This is a genomic window from Aeribacillus composti (assembly GCF_007827555.1).
Classification (GTDB): domain Bacteria; phylum Bacillota; class Bacilli; order Bacillales; family Aeribacillaceae; genus Aeribacillus; species Aeribacillus composti.
Window position 1 is genome coordinate 1 of sequence record NZ_VISS01000011.1, and the last position, 17,094, is coordinate 17,094.

19 protein-coding genes and 2 other annotated features are annotated in these 17,094 nt (G+C 39.8%); of the genes, 15 read left to right on the plus strand and 4 right to left on the minus strand.

All coding sequences use genetic code 11. The annotated features are described in order from the left end of the window. The first annotated feature begins 120 nt into the window (after positions 1 to 120). A complete protein-coding gene (gene coaW, locus FB379_RS07195) occupies positions 121 to 924 on the plus strand; it encodes a type II pantothenate kinase (RefSeq protein WP_144597650.1) in 804 nt (267 codons plus the stop codon). A 20-nt stretch (positions 925 to 944) separates the two neighbouring features. On the opposite strand, the gene FB379_RS07200 is transcribed toward coaW, so the two are convergent. Next, positions 945 to 1,124: an H-type small acid-soluble spore protein gene (locus tag FB379_RS07200; protein WP_094246321.1), complete on the minus strand. Its 180-nt coding sequence runs from the start codon at positions 1,122 to 1,124 to the stop codon at positions 945 to 947. A gap of 179 nt (positions 1,125 to 1,303) precedes the next feature. Continuing rightward, positions 1,304 to 1,434: a sequence feature (ribosomal protein L20 leader region), on the plus strand. Positions 1,435 to 1,502: 68 nt separating this feature from the next. Between FB379_RS07200 and infC the strand changes: the two genes are divergently transcribed. From infC to FB379_RS07220, 4 genes are all read left to right on the plus strand, one after another. Beyond that, positions 1,503 to 2,024, plus strand: coding sequence for a translation initiation factor IF-3 (gene infC, locus FB379_RS07205; protein WP_222422773.1), 522 nt, complete (start codon positions 1,503 to 1,505; stop codon positions 2,022 to 2,024). Between the two features lie 15 nt (positions 2,025 to 2,039). Next, positions 2,040 to 2,240 (plus strand): 50S ribosomal protein L35, encoded by a 201-nt coding sequence (rpmI, locus tag FB379_RS07210; protein WP_063387419.1) that lies wholly within the window; start codon positions 2,040 to 2,042, stop codon positions 2,238 to 2,240. Positions 2,241 to 2,274: 34 nt separating this feature from the next. Further along, positions 2,275 to 2,634 (plus strand): 50S ribosomal protein L20, encoded by a 360-nt coding sequence (rplT, locus tag FB379_RS07215; RefSeq protein WP_063387420.1) that lies wholly within the window; start codon positions 2,275 to 2,277, stop codon positions 2,632 to 2,634. A 148-nt stretch (positions 2,635 to 2,782) separates the two neighbouring features. Then, entirely contained in the window at positions 2,783 to 2,974 is a 192-nt protein-coding gene (locus tag FB379_RS07220; protein WP_144597652.1) for a hypothetical protein, read from the plus strand. 277 nt (positions 2,975 to 3,251) lie between these two features. Here FB379_RS07220 and FB379_RS07225 read toward each other — a convergent pair whose 3' ends face one another. Beyond that, complete coding sequence (locus FB379_RS07225; protein WP_063387422.1) at positions 3,252 to 3,662, minus strand: hypothetical protein; 411 nt, start codon at positions 3,660 to 3,662, stop codon at positions 3,252 to 3,254. Between the two features lie 122 nt (positions 3,663 to 3,784). On the opposite strand from FB379_RS07225, the gene FB379_RS07230 reads away from it, so the two are divergent. Continuing rightward, the gene (locus FB379_RS07230; RefSeq protein WP_063387423.1) at positions 3,785 to 4,273 is read left to right on the plus strand and encodes a dUTP diphosphatase; all 489 of its coding nucleotides are present in this window, start codon (positions 3,785 to 3,787) and stop codon (positions 4,271 to 4,273) included. Positions 4,274 to 4,322: 49 nt separating this feature from the next. Next, the gene (locus FB379_RS07235; protein WP_063387424.1) at positions 4,323 to 5,408 is read left to right on the plus strand and encodes a M42 family metallopeptidase; all 1,086 of its coding nucleotides are present in this window, start codon (positions 4,323 to 4,325) and stop codon (positions 5,406 to 5,408) included. A 14-nt stretch (positions 5,409 to 5,422) separates the two neighbouring features. Here the strand turns inward: FB379_RS07235 and sspI are convergent, their stop codons facing one another. Next, positions 5,423 to 5,647 (minus strand): small acid-soluble spore protein SspI, encoded by a 225-nt coding sequence (sspI, locus tag FB379_RS07240; RefSeq protein ID WP_063387425.1) that lies wholly within the window; start codon positions 5,645 to 5,647, stop codon positions 5,423 to 5,425. 67 nt (positions 5,648 to 5,714) lie between these two features. Here sspI and FB379_RS07245 point away from each other — a divergent pair, with 67 nt between their 5' ends. From FB379_RS07245 to pheT, 3 genes are all read left to right on the plus strand, one after another. After that, a complete protein-coding gene (locus FB379_RS07245; RefSeq protein WP_375338756.1) occupies positions 5,715 to 6,497 on the plus strand; it encodes a TrmH family RNA methyltransferase in 783 nt (260 codons plus the stop codon). A 49-nt stretch (positions 6,498 to 6,546) separates the two neighbouring features. After that, positions 6,547 to 6,777, plus strand: a binding site (T-box leader). Between the two features lie 44 nt (positions 6,778 to 6,821). Then, positions 6,822 to 7,856, plus strand: a complete 1,035-nt coding sequence (gene pheS, locus FB379_RS07250) for a phenylalanine--tRNA ligase subunit alpha (protein WP_063387428.1) — start codon at positions 6,822 to 6,824, stop codon at positions 7,854 to 7,856. Positions 7,857 to 7,870: 14 nt separating this feature from the next. Beyond that, positions 7,871 to 10,282: a phenylalanine--tRNA ligase subunit beta gene (pheT, locus tag FB379_RS07255; protein WP_144597656.1), complete on the plus strand. Its 2,412-nt coding sequence runs from the start codon at positions 7,871 to 7,873 to the stop codon at positions 10,280 to 10,282. A gap of 127 nt (positions 10,283 to 10,409) precedes the next feature. Here the strand turns inward: pheT and rnhC are convergent, their stop codons facing one another. Next, positions 10,410 to 11,318, minus strand: a complete 909-nt coding sequence (rnhC, locus tag FB379_RS07260) for a ribonuclease HIII (protein ID WP_094246316.1) — start codon at positions 11,316 to 11,318, stop codon at positions 10,410 to 10,412. Positions 11,319 to 11,469: 151 nt separating this feature from the next. On the opposite strand from rnhC, the gene zapA reads away from it, so the two are divergent. The 5 genes from zapA (at position 11,470) to FB379_RS07285 (ending at position 16,947) form a co-directional block, all read left to right on the plus strand. Beyond that, positions 11,470 to 11,727, plus strand: a complete 258-nt coding sequence (zapA, locus tag FB379_RS07265; protein WP_063387431.1) for a cell division protein ZapA — start codon at positions 11,470 to 11,472, stop codon at positions 11,725 to 11,727. Between the two features lie 8 nt (positions 11,728 to 11,735). Continuing rightward, positions 11,736 to 12,284, plus strand: a complete 549-nt coding sequence (locus FB379_RS07270) for a CvpA family protein (RefSeq protein WP_063387432.1) — start codon at positions 11,736 to 11,738, stop codon at positions 12,282 to 12,284. A gap of 120 nt (positions 12,285 to 12,404) precedes the next feature. Further along, the gene (polX, locus tag FB379_RS07275; RefSeq protein ID WP_144597658.1) at positions 12,405 to 14,123 is read left to right on the plus strand and encodes a DNA polymerase/3'-5' exonuclease PolX; all 1,719 of its coding nucleotides are present in this window, start codon (positions 12,405 to 12,407) and stop codon (positions 14,121 to 14,123) included. Positions 14,124 to 14,152: 29 nt separating this feature from the next. Then, on the plus strand, positions 14,153 to 16,513 hold the full coding sequence (locus FB379_RS07280; protein WP_066247785.1) for an endonuclease MutS2: 2,361 nt from the start codon (positions 14,153 to 14,155) through the stop codon (positions 16,511 to 16,513). A 23-nt stretch (positions 16,514 to 16,536) separates the two neighbouring features. Further along, positions 16,537 to 16,947: a DUF350 domain-containing protein gene (locus FB379_RS07285; RefSeq protein WP_063387435.1), complete on the plus strand. Its 411-nt coding sequence runs from the start codon at positions 16,537 to 16,539 to the stop codon at positions 16,945 to 16,947. Positions 16,948 to 17,094 lie beyond the last annotated feature (147 nt).

Below are 17,094 nucleotides of genomic sequence, written 5' to 3' on the forward strand. Positions count from 1 at the left end.
ATAAAAATCGAAAAAATATAAAAGCAAGTGGAGAGAAACGAATTGTTTTTCTCCACTTGCTTCATTTTAGGGACTTATCGGACAGCCCCTTTTTTTGAAACATAAGCGAGGGGTGTACGGATGGAAATAGTAGGAATTGATGCAGGGGGAAGTTTATTAAAAATTGCTTATGTTGAACATGGGCGATATCGGTATAAATGGTTTCCAATTGATGAAATGGATCAAGCTCTTTCTTGGATGAAGAGATTGAAGCCGGCTGCCCGCTATAGAATAACAGGAGGCAGAGCTGCAAAAGTAAAAGAAAAATTGACCGGAGCTGATGTGACCTTTATTCCAGAATTTGATTCAGTTTGTATAGGAACAAGAGAGCTTTTAGTAAAAGAAGGAAAGGAGCCAAAGAGCGATTTTTTAATCGTCAGCATCGGAACGGGAACATCTTTTTTCCTTATGAAGGGCGAGCGTTATGAGCGTCTGCTTGGTAGCGGTATCGGCGGCGGTGTTATTTCCGGTTTAAGCCGGCTCATTTTGCAGGAGAGCAATTTTTATCAAATCGTTGATTTGGCGAAAAAAGGTGATCGAAGCCATGTTGATTTGTTGGTAAAAGATTTGTATGGAGAAGAGGCTCCTCCAATTTTAGGAGATTTAACCGCTGCTAATTTTGGCAATCCGGATTTATCGAGAGCACGGAAAAAAGATGCTGCTGCAGCGTTATTTCAATTGATTGGTGAAACGATCGTTCTTTTGGCAAAGCAATGTGCCGAGCTTCATCAAGTGGACACGTGTGTCTATGTTGGAGCTGCAATTTCGCAAAACCCTCCTTTACAACAAATCATCCAAAGCTTTGATTCCATGACAGGTCTGCAAAGCATATTTTTATCAAACGGTTCTTTTACCGGAGCATTGGGAGCTATTTTATATCAATAAAGTTTAAAACAATGGAGGAATTATTTTTCTTCAAGCTCAGAAATATTTACAACCGTACGTTCTTTAAACGGACCTCTTACATGAACGGTTGCTGTTTTTCCATCTTCATTTAGCTGATCAATCCAAACGGAAGCTCCGTTATAGAGAACTTCAATATCAGCCGGCGAGGATAAAATTTGTTTTACGCGGTTTGCATCCATTTCGATCACTCCAATAGTTATATGATATATTGATTATCATGTCCACTCCATTCCGATTTATGTATGTTCATTCAAATAGTCTCTTGCATTTTCTGTTTGAATAGTTTAAAATGGTATCGTTTTTGAAGAAATGTTGTTTTGACAAAGCTGCTTTGCCATGATAGAATATTATAGTCAAGGAGAACAAGCAGAAGCACCCGCTTCTCACCTGATTGACGCACATCGTTGCTGTTGACAGGTTTATACATTGGACAAAAAGTTCGTGTATTCAACGTGTGGGTGCAGTGTGCGTCTACGCGTTTTTTATTTGCATAAACGAATGTATAAGCTCTGTCAAGGCGAACGTGCACTTTGTTTATAAAATCTTGGAGGTGGCTCATTATTAGCAAAGACATGTTAGTAAACGAGGGCATCCGCGCTCGTGAAGTTCGACTGGTCGATCAAAACGGTAATCAATTAGGCATTAAATCACGGCAAGAAGCGCTTGATATTGCCGCAAATGCCAATTTGGATCTCGTTCTTGTTGCTCCGAATGCAAAACCGCCGGTTGCTCGCATCATGGATTACGGAAAATACCGCTTCGAGCAGCAAAAGAAAGAAAAAGAGGCGCGTAAAAAGCAGAAAGTTATTAATGTGAAGGAAGTCCGCCTAAGCCCAACAATTGAAGAGCATGACTTTAATACAAAGCTTCGCAATGCTCGGAAATTTTTGGAGAAGGGTGACAAGGTGAAAGCATCGATCCGCTTTAAAGGAAGAGCGATTACCCATAAAGAAATCGGCCAACGAGTTCTAGAAAGATTTTCTGAAGCATGCGCTGACATCAGTTCTGTTGAAACGAAGCCGAAAATGGATGGGCGCAGCATGTTTCTAGTGCTAGCACCGAAAAACGAAAAGAAATAGAAGGAGGATCCTTTTATGCCTAAAATGAAAACTCATCGCGGCTCTGCGAAAAGATTTAAAAAAACTGGGAACGGAAATTTGAAACGGTCTCATGCATTTACTAGTCATTTATTCGCTAACAAAACTCAAAAGCAAAAACGCAAACTTCGCAAACCAGCATTAGTAAGCAAAGGTGACTTTAAACGTATTCATCAAATGCTTGACAATATAAAATAATTTTTAACTTCGATTTTTTAGGAGGGAATGCATTATGGCACGTGTTAAAGGCGGTACAGTGACACGCAGACGCCGCAAAAAAATTATTAAGCTTGCAAAAGGTTATTACGGTTCGAAGCATCGTTTATATAAAGTTGCTAACCAGCAAGTAATGAAATCTTTAATGTATGCATACCGTGACCGTCGCCAAAGAAAACGCGATTTCCGTAAGCTTTGGATTACGAGAATCAATGCTGCTGCGCGCATTCACGGTCTTTCCTACAACCGGTTCATGCACGGTTTAAAGCTTGCTGGCATTGAAGTAAACAGAAAAATGCTTGCTGACTTAGCAGTAAATGATGAAAAAGGATTTGCACAACTCGCCGAAACAGCTAAAGCTGAATTAAATAAGTAATCGAAAAAGCAAGCCACCTATAAACGTACATTGCCCTTTGGGCTGGACATAATTGAACAGCACATAATTGATCCCCTTTAAGTAGACGTGTAAAAAATCTGCGCAATGACTCGCGGATGCTGCACTTCTATTTGGAGGGGATTTTTATATGGCTGAAAAGGTAAACGATTATGGCTTTACGTTTCTCAACAGTGAAAAAAGTCAAAAGTTCAAGGGTTTTTTAGGCCGATGCAAAAAATTTAGGTTCTATACTAAATGTTGGGATCAAGAATATCATCAAAATGAAAAAAGCATTTACGAAGCACTCTGTTTTATAATGAAAGTGACCAAACCCCATTAAAAAGGAGACTTCGAAAAATTATAATCAATTACCGAGCTGTTTTACAAAATTTCATAGAGGAAGAGAAAAGGTAATGGGATAAAAATAGAAATGGAAGCTAACAGCAGCTCCCGCAATGGGAACTGCCTTCAGAATGCTTATTTTCTTTTTAAATCAGAAATGTTGCATAGATTGATCAAAAAAGCGACACCATGATCGTCCAGTCATGAACCGCATAGTCTTTTAACGCTGTCAATTTTGAACGGGAATGTCAAGCTGCTCTTTCTTTTTTGCCGTCTTAAGATAGTGTCGGGAATTCCGATTCGTTCCGATTCAAAAACTCTTTAATTGGACTTTTCCAGTCGATTTTGGCGTAAGGATATGCTTCTTTTATTTTCGATTCTATAAATTGAAAATCTTCTTTTGTAAACCCCCTTAACTTATTTGGAGTAGATGTCCAAATAAAAACGGAGATAACTTCAAAAGAAGTTTCAGTCGTGCCTAAATATTTTTCCCCTTCAAATAAAACTCCTTTATGCGTTAACAAAAAATTTTTGTGGACATTTTCTTTATCATCAAGAAAGAAAAATTTTTTTTGCTCATGAGCCAATTCTAACTTTCGCTTCGGGTTCAATAAATATTTAATGAATGAATAAATTAGGAAAATAATCGCAGCAATTATGAAAAGACGAAGAAGGATGACAATCATTTACTTTAAACCTCCCCGAAGGTCATATTCATACATATACATTACGAAAAAGGAATTGAAGGGGTTTCATTAATGATCACATTTGCTATAATTTTTTTAGATATATTTTAGGGGTTGAGAAAATGGATTTTGAACAGTTATATAAAATGCAAAAAGAATTGGATGAAAAAATTGAAAAGAAACACGGTTTGGAGGAAGAAAGGCTGATCGAGAGAAAAGTTTTAGCCTTGCTTGTTGAAATTGGCGAATTGGCTAATGAAACGCGCTGCTTTAAATTTTGGAGCGTTAAGCCGCCTTCCGACAGAGAGGTTATTTTGGAAGAGTATGTAGACGGCCTTCATTTTTTATTGTCGATCGGCCATGAATTGTATATTGAAAAACTGCCGGAAATGAAAGCAAGAAAAATCGATAAAAGCCTGACCGATCTTTTTTTAAACGTTTATCAAAAAACGGCAAAATTCAGTGAATATTTGTCTGTCCAAGCGTATATCGATTTATTTAACGACTATGTTACACTCGGCTCTGCGCTGGGCTTTTCAGAGGAAGATATTATTTCAGCATACATGGCGAAAAATGAAGTCAATCATGCTAGACAAAATCAAGGATATTAACAATTCCGTTTGGAAAAAATGAAGAATATAAATTAAAGGAGGTTTCAGTGTGGAGAAATGGGATGAAACATTGAAAATGTTAAAAGATTTAACAGACGCGAAAGGCATCGCCGGCAATGAACGGGAAGTCAGAGAAGTAATGAGAGGGTACATAAAAGATTATGCGGATGATATCCAAACGGATGGACTCGGCAGTTTAATTGCCAAAAAAGAAGGAGAATCAGGCGGACCCAAAATTATGATCGCGGGCCATCTTGATGAGGTCGGCTTTATGGTTACGCAAATTGATGATAAAGGGTTCATTCGCTTTCAGCCTGTTGGTGGCTGGTGGAATCAAGTTATGCTCGCACAAAGAGTGACGATTGTCACCCAAAAAGGAGATGTGACCGGCATCATCGGTTCCAAGCCGCCGCATATTTTGCCGGCAGAAGCACGAAAAAAGCCTGTAGAGATCAAAGACATGTTTATTGATATTGGCGCCAGCAGCCGAGAAGAAGCGATGGAATTTGGTGTTCGTCCCGGCGACCAAATTGTGCCTTATTTTGAGTTCACCGTTATGAAAAATGATAAAATCCTTTTGGCGAAAGCTTGGGATAACCGCATCGGTTGTGCAATAGCGATCGAAGTTTTGAAAAAGCTGAAAGGGGTAAACCATCCGAACGTCGTTTACGGTGTAGGAACCGTTCAGGAGGAAGTAGGATTAAGAGGAGCCCGCACATCAGCCCATTATATTGAGCCTGATATTGCTTTCGGCGTAGACGTCGGAATAGCCGGCGACACTCCAGGCATTTCCGAAAAAGAAGCGATGGGAAAAATGGGGAAAGGTCCGCAAATTATTTTATATGATGCTTCTATGGTCTCCCATAAAGGGCTTCGCGATTTTGTCGTAGGGGTCGCTGAAGAATGCGGCATTCCATATCAGTATGATGCTATGCCGGGTGGCGGTACAGACTCCGGATCGATTCATTTAACAGGAAATGGTGTTCCAACGCTTTCCATTACGATTGCAACGCGCTACATTCATACACACGCTGCGATGATTCATCGCGAAGACTTTGAACATACGGTTCAATTATTGACAGAAGTCATTAAACGCCTCGACAAAAAAACGGTTGAAAACATTACGTACAACTAAAAAGCAGGAGCTGGTTATTTCCCAGCTCCAGTCTCTTTTAATCCTTGTTCAAGTGTTTCAACCATTTCCTGCTGATCACGCTGACTTGAATGGTTCCAGATAATTTCAAATAACACGCCTAACCCTGGAAGCATTTTTTCTTCCTTGCTATTGATGGCATCAACGATCGTTTCTCTCAGCTCGTCTTTTGAATTTTGCGATATGTTGGCAATGACTGCATTGCGCAAATCAAAATTCATATCCTTCACCTCGTTTTTCTTCATTCTTCTTTATTTTTTCTTTTGTTTTCTATAATATGTATATGAAATGAACTATCAGTTGAAGGAGACACCATCATTGAAACGGATTGCGTCAACTAAAAATGAAAGAGTAAAAGAATGGAAAAAGCTGCAATCAAGAAAAAAACGGGAAGAGCGCGGGCTGTTTTTAATTGAAGGCTTGCATTTAATCGAGGAAGCTCTCAAATACAAATCAATTGTTCAAGAGTTAATTGTTTTAGACGGAGCGAAGCTGCCAAATCATTTTTTCGAAGGTACTATTCCGACAACGATTGTTTCCAAAGAGGTGTTTTCGCTTCTGTCTGAAACGGATTCCCCGCAAGGTGTCATGGCTGTTTGTAAGCAGCTTAGGTGGGAAATCGATTTGAACGCCAAAAAATGGCTGTTAATAGATGCGGTTCAAGACCCAGGAAATCTCGGTACGATCATTCGTACTGCAGATGCGGCTGGAATGGATGTTGTGATTTTAGGTGACGGGACGGTTGATTTGTACAATAGTAAAACGATCCGGGCGACACAAGGATCAATTTTTCATTTGCCTGTGGTCAATTCGTCATTAAAACAGATTATAAACAAATTGAAGGAAGAGAAAATTCCTGTATTTGGAACTTCAACAAAAAATGCTGTTTTCTATAAAGAGATCCCTCCATCTGAAACATTTGCCCTCCTTGTAGGAAATGAGGGAAATGGGGTCTCAAAAGAGCTGCTGGATATGACGGATCAAAATTTACACATTCCGATTTATGGAAAAGCGGAGTCATTAAATGTTGCCGTTGCTTCAGCTATTTTCATGTACCATCTTCGCAAATAGTGTTGCGCCTTTAATTTCTTTTTTTTATAATTAAAAGCAATTGAATAAAGGAATAACGATGACGGAGAAGAGTAGTTTGCAGGTCGCCATTTAGGGAGAAAATGCCGTAGACTGGAAGCATTTTTATGGTAGAGGCAAACGAATTCACCTCCAGAGTTGACGCCAGGACCATGCGGAAGCATGTAAAGGCGCTCCGGCTGTGCCGTTATGATAATGAAGTGAACAAAGATTCTTTCTTTGTTAATAAGGGTGGTACCGCGAAATTCAACTCGTCCCTTTTTTGGGATGGGTTTTTTTATTTATTTTAAAAAAGGAGGAATTTACATGCAGGAAGAATTAACAAAGCTTCGCGATGAAGCGTTGCAAAAGGTACGGGAAGCAACGGATTTAAAACAATTGCAAAATATTCGCGTTCAATATCTTGGAAAAAAAGGACCGATTACCGAAGTTCTTCGCGGAATGGGAAAGCTTTCGAAAGAAGAACGGCCGAAAATAGGTGCGTTAGCAAATGAAATTCGGGAAGTGATTGCCGGGGAAATAACAAGTAAGCAAGAACAACTCGAAAAAGCAGAAATCGAGAAAAAATTACAGCAAGAAACGATTGACGTTACCCTTCCAGGCAGACCGGTTCGAACAGGAAACCATCATCCTCTCCAAGCGGTCATTGAAGAAATTGAAGATTTGTTTATCGGCATGGGATACACAGTAGAGGAAGGTCCAGAAGTTGAAACAGATTATTACAATTTTGAAGCGCTCAATTTGCCGAAAGGCCATCCGGCAAGGGATATGCAAGATTCCTTTTACATAACTGATGAAATTTTGCTGCGCACACACACATCTCCAGTTCAGGCGAGAACGCTAGAAAAATATAAAGGGAAAGGTCCTGTAAAAATCATTTGTCCAGGGAAAGTATACAGACGTGATACAGATGATGCAACGCACTCCCATCAATTTACGCAAATTGAAGGGCTCGTTGTGGATGAAAACATTCGCATGAGCGATTTAAAAGGAACGCTCGAAGTGTTTGCGAAAAAACTGTTCGGTGAAGACAGGCAAATTCGTCTGCGTCCGAGCTTTTTCCCGTTTACTGAACCGTCGGTGGAAGTCGATGTATCCTGTTTTAAATGCTCCATGAAAGGCTGTCATGTATGCAAAGGAACAGGCTGGATTGAAATTTTAGGAGCAGGGATGGTTCATCCAAACGTTTTGGAAATGGCGGGATTCGATTCGAAAAAATACCGTGGTTTTGCATTTGGAATGGGACCGGAACGGATTGCCATGTTGAAATATGGAATTGATGATATTCGTCATTTTTATACAAACGATGTGCGTTTTTTGAAACAGTTTAAACAAGCTTAAAAGGAGGTTTTCTCATGTTCGTTTCATACAAATGGCTCTCTGAATATGTTGATCTAGACATTTCCCCTGAGGAGCTGGCTGAAAAAATAACGAAGAGCGGCATTGAAGTTGAAAATGTTCAAGCTGTTAATGAAGGAATAAAAGATGTTGTAGTTGGACAGGTGCTTGAAAAAGAACAGCATCCAAATGCAGAAAAATTAAGCAAATGTTTAGTTGACATCGGTGAAGGAGAACCAGTGCAAATTATATGCGGCGCCCAAAACGTTGAAAAAGGTCAAAAAGTGCCGGTAGCCAAAGTTGGTGCGGTTTTGCCGGGCAATTTCAAAATTAAACGGGCAAAGCTGCGCGGTGAAGAATCTAACGGTATGATTTGTTCTTTGCAAGAGCTGGGCATTGAAGGAAAGCTTGTCCCAAAAGAGTTTTCTGACGGCATTTTTGTTTTCCCTAGTGATGCTGAAGTTGGAAAAAATGCGATGGAACAGCTGTTTATGGACGATTATGTACTTGAATTAGGTCTTACACCAAACCGTTCTGACTGTTTAAGCATGATCGGTGTTGCCTATGAAGTTGCAGCAATTTTAAAGAAAGAGGTTCGAAAGCCGGAAGTTCATTATGAGGCTGCCGAAGAAAAAGCAACTGATTATATTACTGTGAATGTTGAAGCAAAAGAAGATAATCCATTCTATATAGCTAAAATTATTAAAAATGTCAAAATTGCCCCTTCCCCTTTATGGATGCAAATGCGCTTAATAAAAGCCGGAATCAGACCGCATAACAACGTCGTCGATATTACAAACTATTGTTTATTAGAATACGGCCAGCCGCTTCATGCGTTTGACTATGACCGGTTCGGATCAAAGGAAATACTCGTTCGCCGCGCACATGACGGAGAGACGATCGTGACCCTTGATGATCAAGAACGAAAGCTTACAAGCGATCACCTTGTGATCACAAATGGCAAAGTACCTGTTGCATTAGCTGGTGTAATGGGAGGGGCCGATTCTGAAGTAAGAGACGATACGACGACCGTTTTGCTTGAGGCCGCCTATTTTAAAGGCAGTGTTGTCCGAAAAGCGTCGAAGGATTTCGGACTTAGAAGTGAAGCGAGCTTGAGATTTGAAAAGGGAGTTGACCCGAACAGGGTAAAAGCTGCAGCAGAGCGGGCAGCACAATTGATCGCAAAATACGCCTCCGGAACTGTTTTAGAAGGTGAAGCAGAATTTCATGATTTTTCAATCGAGAAAAAAGTGATCACCATTTCCGCTGAGAAAATTAACAACGTTTTAGGGACAAACATTGCAGTAGATGAAATAAAAGAAATTTTTGACCGCTTGCAATTTGAAACCGTTGAAGAAAACGGTCTTTTTACAGTAACCGTTCCGACAAGAAGAGGCGATATTGCGATTGAAGAAGATTTAATTGAAGAAGTAGCCCGCCTTTACGGATATGACTATATTCCGTCAACATTGCCTGAAGGATCTTCAACATCCGGAGCATTAACAGACTATCAATTGAAAAGAAGAAAAGTGCGAAGATTTTTGGAAGGCGCCGGGCTTTATCAAGCGATCACATATTCATTAACGAGCAAAGAAAAGGCGGGACAATTTACGCTGGAGACGTCAAGCTTTACTCAATTAGCATTGCCGATGAGTGAAGAGCGGAGTGTTTTGCGTTTAAGCCTGCTTCCTCATTTGCTTGAGTCCGTAAAATATAATAAAGCGCGGCAAATCGATGATATTCATCTTTATGAAATTGGTTCTGTTTTCATTTCGGACGATGCTTTAGAAAAGCCTTTGGAAAAAGAACGTTTATCAGGCGTCATGACGGGTCACTACGTTTATCACCCATGGCAAGGGGAAAAAACAAAAGTTGATTTTTATGTTGTGAAAGGAATTTTAGACGGTTTATTTGATCTGCTTGGACTGTTGGATGAAATTGAGTATAAACAGGCAAAACGTGAAGGGCTGCATCCCGGCAGAACGGCAGATATTTATTTAAACGGATCATTCATCGGATTTGTCGGCGAATTAAATCCGGAAGTTGAAAAAGAGTATGATTTAGATGAAACATATGTTTTTGAGCTGAAGCTAGCCGATCTCATTCAATATGAAGCTAAGCCAGTCATATATACGCCGATTCCAAGGTTCCCATCCATTACAAGGGATATCGCCTTAGTCGTTGATCAGCATGTGCATGCTGGCGAGCTTCAAGAAACGATCCGGGAAGCGGGCGGAAAACTGTTAAAAGAGATTTCCATTTTCGATGTGTATGAAGGAGAACGTTTGGGGGCAGGGAAAAAATCGATCGCATTTTCACTCCGCTACTACGATCCTGAACGAACATTGACGGATGAGGAAGCAGCAAAAGCTCATGAAAAAGTAATTAAGGCGGTAGAGGAAAAATTTTCAGCAGTTCTTCGCAGCTAACGCAGGACGATAAATCCCTAAAATAATTCCAGCTAACAAATGAAGGTGCAGATAGCACCTTCATTTTTATTGAAATCATAAATTGGTCCTGCTAACCTCAGAAAATAAGATTTCCGGATTCGTCATTTCAATTCAATAGATTCAAAGCTTTTTCGGTGTTGGCAAAATGAAGCTTTGCCATTTTGCCAAGTGTGTTTTTCCCTTTTTCCTTTATTAATTTGGCAGCAGCTTCATCAACAGTATGGCTGGCTCCTTTTGGCAAATAAAATCCGGCTGCGTTGGATAAGCTGTTTAATTCTTTTAAAAAAGCATATCTTGCGATAATGGATGCTGCAGCGACAGATATGTGTATATGCTCCGCCTTCGGTTTAAAGATGGTTATGTCTTTAAACGGAACATCCCGGTCTTTAAGATATTGAAAGTAAACATTCGGCTCTGCAAACTGATCGATCAACACAGCTTCTGGTTTATCAGGAGAAATTTTCTTGAGTAAATGATGGATCGCTTGATTATGAAGGATAGCTTTCAATTTCCCTTGGTTCATTCCAGATTTTTGCAATTGATTGTATTTTTCATTGCGCAAAATTAAGAGGCTGTACGGAACTGTCTCTATTAAAGTGTTGGCGATTGAAAAAACTTGTTTGTCTGTCAAAGCCTTTGAATCTTTTACTCCAAGCTGCTGAACCAGTTTTCTTTTTTCTTTAGGGACAAATACTGCAGCAACCGTGATCGGTCCAAAATAATCCCCCGTTCCTGCTTCATCAGAGCCGATGACTGACATCTGTTGAAGCTGTTGAAGCTCATCCTCTGTTTGAGAAGGGGCTGTTTTTGCTGTTTTTTCCCATCTGTTTGCTTCCTGCTGAGCGGCAGATCCTTGAAAAAGCACTTTTCCCGACTTGTAAGCAGTGATCGTACAGTTTGTCAATTTGGCAGAAAAGACGGCACCTGGAGGGGTTCTGTCTATAATGAAAGGATTATAAAAATCTTTCAAAGTTTGAATTCCCCCATGATCAACTTTTATGACGATATTGGACAATAAAAAACGCCTCGCTTTCCTAAAATGGATGCTATATTATTGTACCCTTTCTTTTGTTCTTCTTTCCATCTTTTCGACAAACATGTTATGATTATGATTAGGATTTTGAATCATTTTGCGATATTTTTTCATAGAGGATGGAGGATTCGCTTTGTCTGATCAACCTAAAAATAAAGCGACTGTTTATATATATGGACAGCAGTATTCGATTGTTGGAAATGAGAGCGTAAATCATATGAAGCTTGTCGCTTCAATTGTTGACGAAAAAATGCGGGAAATCAGTCAAAAAAACCCATCTCTAGATTTAAACAAGCTGGCAGTACTAACTGCGGTTAATGCTGTTCATGATTATCTCAAATTAAAGGAGAAATTTGAAGAACTAGAAAAGCAACTTCAAGAAAAGGATTGAAATTTAAAATGCTTGATTTGATCATTTTATTTTTCTTAGTATTCGGATTGCTCACTGGCCTTAAAAGGGGATTTATTCTCCAAGTAGTTTATTTATCAAGTGTTATAGTGTCTTTCATAATTGCCAGAACATATTTTGACGATCTTGCTCCTAAACTGGAATTATGGGTACCGTATCCAAATATAGGAGATTCAAATGCTGCTCTATCTATATTGACAGGGGGCCATTTGGAGGAAGCTTACTATCGCGGAGTTGCATTCGTGCTTTTGTTTATCGGATCAAAAATAGCGCTTCACATCATCGGATCTATGTTTGATTTTGTTGCGATGCTTCCAATACTTAAGCAAATCAACCGCTTGCTGGGTGCGGTTTTAGGTTTTGCGGAAACTTACCTCATTTTATTCATTCTGCTTTTTTTGGCAGCGCTCATTCCAGCCGAGCAAATTCAAAATCTTATCGATAAATCGCTGCTGGCTGATTTAATTGTCAATCATACCCCTGTCTTATCTGATAAAATTCACGATCTTTGGATCGGCTATTTCGGTAAAGGAAGTTAGACGTAAAGGGACGATGGAAACATCTTTATTTAGACCCCCATCGTCCTTCTCTGTTTCTATTAAATAGTTCAATAGCAGGTGATTTTTATATTGTTTAAGATTCAAGAGGTGACGTAAAACATGACGGTTCACAAAAAGGATGTTGTCAGCCTGTTAAAGAAAATTGCGGTATATATGGAGTTAAAAGGCGAAAACCCTTTTAAAATCTCCGCGTTTTATAAAGCTGCCAATGCCCTTGAAAGGGATGCGAGAAGCCTATCAGACATCCACGATTTTACTTTAATCAGTGGGATTGGGAAAGGAACGAGTGCAGTCATCGAAGAATTCATAAAAACCGGCGAGTCAAAAACGCTGCAAACCTTGCAAAAGGAAGTTCCTGAAGGGTTAATCCCTCTTCTTCAATTGCCAGGGCTGGGCGGAAAGAAGATTGCAAAATTGTACAAGGATTTAGGTGTTGTGGACATCGATTCTTTAAAAAAAGCCTGTGAAGAACATAAAGTGCAAAGTTTACAAGGTTTTGGAAAAGTAACGGAAGAAAAAATATTGGCTGCGATCGATGAAATGAATAAAAAACCGGGCCGACTGCCTCTTGCTTATATGCTGCCGATTGCAGAAAAAATAGAGAAATTTTTAGAAAAAGGACAAGGAAACGGAATAGTTCGCTTTTCTCGCGCAGGAAGCTTAAGAAGAATGAAAGAAACGATAAAAGACCTTGACTTTATTATTGCGGCGGAAAATAAAGAAGCTGTGCGAGATTACATTTTAACAATGCCGAATATAACTGAAATCATTGCGAAAGGCGATACGAAAATATCGATTGAACTCAAGTTTGATGTCAAGGTTCAGGTCGATTTTCGCATCGTGCACCCAAAGGAATTCATTTCGGCTTTGCACCATTTTACAGGCTCAAAAGAGCATAATGTAAAAATGCGCCAGCTAGCGAAGGAAAGAGGAGAAAAAATAAGCGAATACGGCGTAGAAATAATAGAATCCGGAGAAGTGCTCACATTTGAGTCAGAAAAAGAGCTGTATGCACACTTTCAGCTTCCCTACATTCCGCCAGAGGTTCGGGAAGATGGGGAGGAAGTGGAAAAATACAAAGGAAATCTTATTTCGCTCGAGGAAATAAAGGGAGATCTCCATATGCATTCAACATGGAGCGACGGCGCTCATTCAATCAAGGAAATGGCTGAGGCTGCTAAAAGAAAAGGCTACAAGTACATCGCGATTACAGATCACTCGCAATTTTTAAAAGTAGCCAACGGCTTGACTCCTGAGCAGCTGAAAGAACAAAAAGAAGAAATTGACATGTTGAATGAACAATATTCTGATTTTACGATTTTCAGAGGAATCGAGATGGATATTTTGCCGGACGGTACACTTGATTATGACGACGATTGTCTAAAAGAGCTAGATATAGTTATTGCATCGATCCATTCGAACTTTTCCCAGCCGCAGAGTGTAATTATGAAAAGGCTGAAAGCAGCCCTATATAATTACCATGTTGATATTATCGCTCATCCGACTGGAAGGTTAATTGGGCGAAGAGAAGGATACGATGTTGATATAGAAATGCTTTTAGAACTTGCAAAGGAAACAGATACTATTTTAGAATTGAACGCAAATCCGAACAGGCTTGACTTATGTGTAGAACATTTGAAAAAAGCGAAGGAATACGGTGTAAAGGTTGTGATTAATACAGATGCCCACAGCATAAACATGCTAGAACATATGGAGATAGGGGTTGCGTATGCGCGAAAAGCTTTCATTCAGCCGGATGACGTTGTGAATACGTGGGATGTTGAACAATTAAAGCAATTTTTAAAAAGGAAAGACTGACCATTCAACTGTCAGGAGGTTTTGAGAAGTTGCAGGAACGAGTGTTACATGTTTTGGAATTTAATAAAATAAGAGAACAGCTGAAAGAGCATGCTTCTTCTTCTTTAGGAAAAGAGAAAGCGTTAAAGCTTATGCCATCAGGAGACATCAACGAAGTACTGAAGAGGCAGGAGCAGACAGATGAAGCACTAACAGTGCTCCGATTGAAAGGCTCTGCCCCTTTCGGAGGATTAAGCGACATACGGCCGAGTGTAAAGCGTGCGCAAATAGGCGGAACTTTAGGTCCGCAAGAGCTTGTGGCTGTTTCTGCCGTGTTATATGCTTCAAGACAAATGAAGCAATTTATTGAAAAGTTGACTCAAGAAGAGGAGGTTTCACTTCCTCATTTAGAACAATTGGTCAGCGAAATCGGAATTTATTTAAAAGAAGAAAAAGAAATTCAACGTTGCATACGCGATGACGGGGAAATTGTTGATGATGCGAGCGATAAATTAAAAGCGATAAGAGGTCAAATCCGTACACTGGAGGCTCGTATTCGCGAAAAGCTGGAATCGATCATTCGCTCCCCATCTGCACAAAAAAATCTTTCGGATGCCATTATTACGATTCGAAATGACCGCTATTGCATTCCTGTCAAACAAGAATATAGAGGAGTTTACGGAGGAATCGTCCATGATCAATCTTCCTCAGGAGCAACTCTGTTTATTGAGCCGCAGGCTATCGTAGAAGCGAACAACTCTTTAAATGAAGCGCGGATTAAGGAAAGGCGCGAAATTGAACGGATCTTAACGGAATTGTCGAAAATGGTTGCTGACATAAGCAAGGGAATCATTCATAATATCACTGTAATGGGTGAAATCGATTTTATGTTTGCCAAGGCATTGTATGCTAAAAAATTAAAGGCTACAAAGCCAAATATAAATGATCGTGGCATTATGAAGCTATATAAAGCCCGCCATCCTCTTATTGACCCTGAAACCGTTGTGCCAAATACAATTGAACTTGGGGAAGATTTTCAATCGATTGTCATTACCGGTCCAAACACCGGCGGTAAGACGGTGACGCTGAAGACAATTGGACTGCTCGCACTAATGGCGCAATCAGGTCTGCAAATCCCTGCTGAAGAAGGATCTACAATGCCGGTATTTGAGGCAGTTTACGCAGATATTGGGGATGAACAGTCAATTGAACAAAATTTGAGTACATTTTCTTCTCATATGGTGAACATCGTCAAAATTTTACAGGAACTTAATGATCGCTCACTCGTACTATTTGATGAACTTGGGGCAGGTACAGATCCTGGAGAAGGTGCTGCTCTAGCCATTGCAATTTTGGATGAAGCTTTAAACAGAGGAGCGCAAGTTGTTGCAACCACCCACTATCCCGAATTGAAAGCATACGGATTTAACCGTAAGGGCGTGATCAATGCAAGCGTTGAGTTTGATGTCGACACATTATCGCCGACGTATAAATTGTTGATCGGTGTACCTGGCCGAAGCAATGCGTTTGAAATATCAAAAAGGCTTGGATTGAGCAAAGAAATTATTGAGCGCGCCAAATCGTTCATGAGCGCTGACAGATCCAAAACGGATGCAATGATTGCCTCCCTTGAGGAAAGCAAAAAACGTGCTGAAGAGGATTGGATGGAAGCTGAAAAAACGCTGAAAGAAGCAGAAAAACTTCATAAAGAACTACAAGAACAAATCATTGAATTTAATAAGCAGAAAGACCGCCTATATCAAGAAGCTGAGGAAATGGTGAAAAAAAGGCTGGAAGAAGCGCAAAAAGAAGCAGATCAGATTATTCAAAAATTGAAAAACATGCAAAAAGAGCACAGTTCAGCTATTAAAGAGCATGAATTAATAGAAGCAAAAAAGCGGCTTGAATATGCAGCGCCTGAATTTATAAATACTGAACAAAAATCTGAAAAACAAAAAAGCAAAAAGCAGCTGCGCCCCGGCGATGAGGTAAAAGTGATCAACTTAAATCAAAAAGGACATCTGCTTGAAAAAGCAAATGAAAGTGAATGGCTTGTACAAATTGGAATATTGAAAATGAAAGTAAAAGAAGAAGATCTTGAATATATTGGCAGCCCGAAACAAGAGGGAGAAAAAACGCTCGCAACAGTAAAAGGGAAGGATTTTCATGTTTCATTAGAACTTGATTTGCGGGGAGAGCGATATGAAGATGCGCTCATCCGTCTTGAAAAATATATTGACGATTGTCTTCTCGCAGGATATCCGCGGGCGCACATTATTCATGGCAAAGGGACGGGCGCTTTAAGAAAAGGGGTGCGGGAATTTTTGCAAAACCACCGCGCTGTTAAAAACGTCCGTTTCGGTGAAGCAAATGAAGGCGGAACAGGTGTTACGATTGTGGAGTTCAAATAAACTTTTCTTTAAGGAGAGTAAACATGAATCTGTTTTGGGAGAACGTATATGTTCAAACTGCTGCTAATTATAGTGTTGTCATATTGTGCGGGGTTTTATTTTTAGTCATTTTTGAATTGGTGACGAAATATAAAAACTGGGAAGAAATCCAAAAAGGCAATGTGGCTGTTGCAATGGCAACAGGCGGCAAAATTTTCGGGATTTCAAACGTTTTCCGCTTCTCAATTGAACAGCATGACGGTCTTTTTGAAATGATTGGCTGGGGCTTTTACGGATTTGCCTTGCTCTTAATCGGATATTTTATTTTTGAATTTCTGACTCCTAAATTTAATATTGATGATGAAATTCAAAAGGATAACCGTGCAGTTGGTTTTATCTCAATGGTCATATCCATAGGCTTGTCCTTTGTAATCGGAGCAGGAATTACAAATTAGGAGAGGGGAACATGGAAACGCTGGCTAAAATTTTATTTGGTTTGTGCGGTCTGTTTATTGCGATCGGTATTATTTATATGGTGTTTTTTGCTTGAAAAAGCGGAGAAAAGAAAAGGTCTCCGCTTTTTCCTATTTAAAATTCTAAAA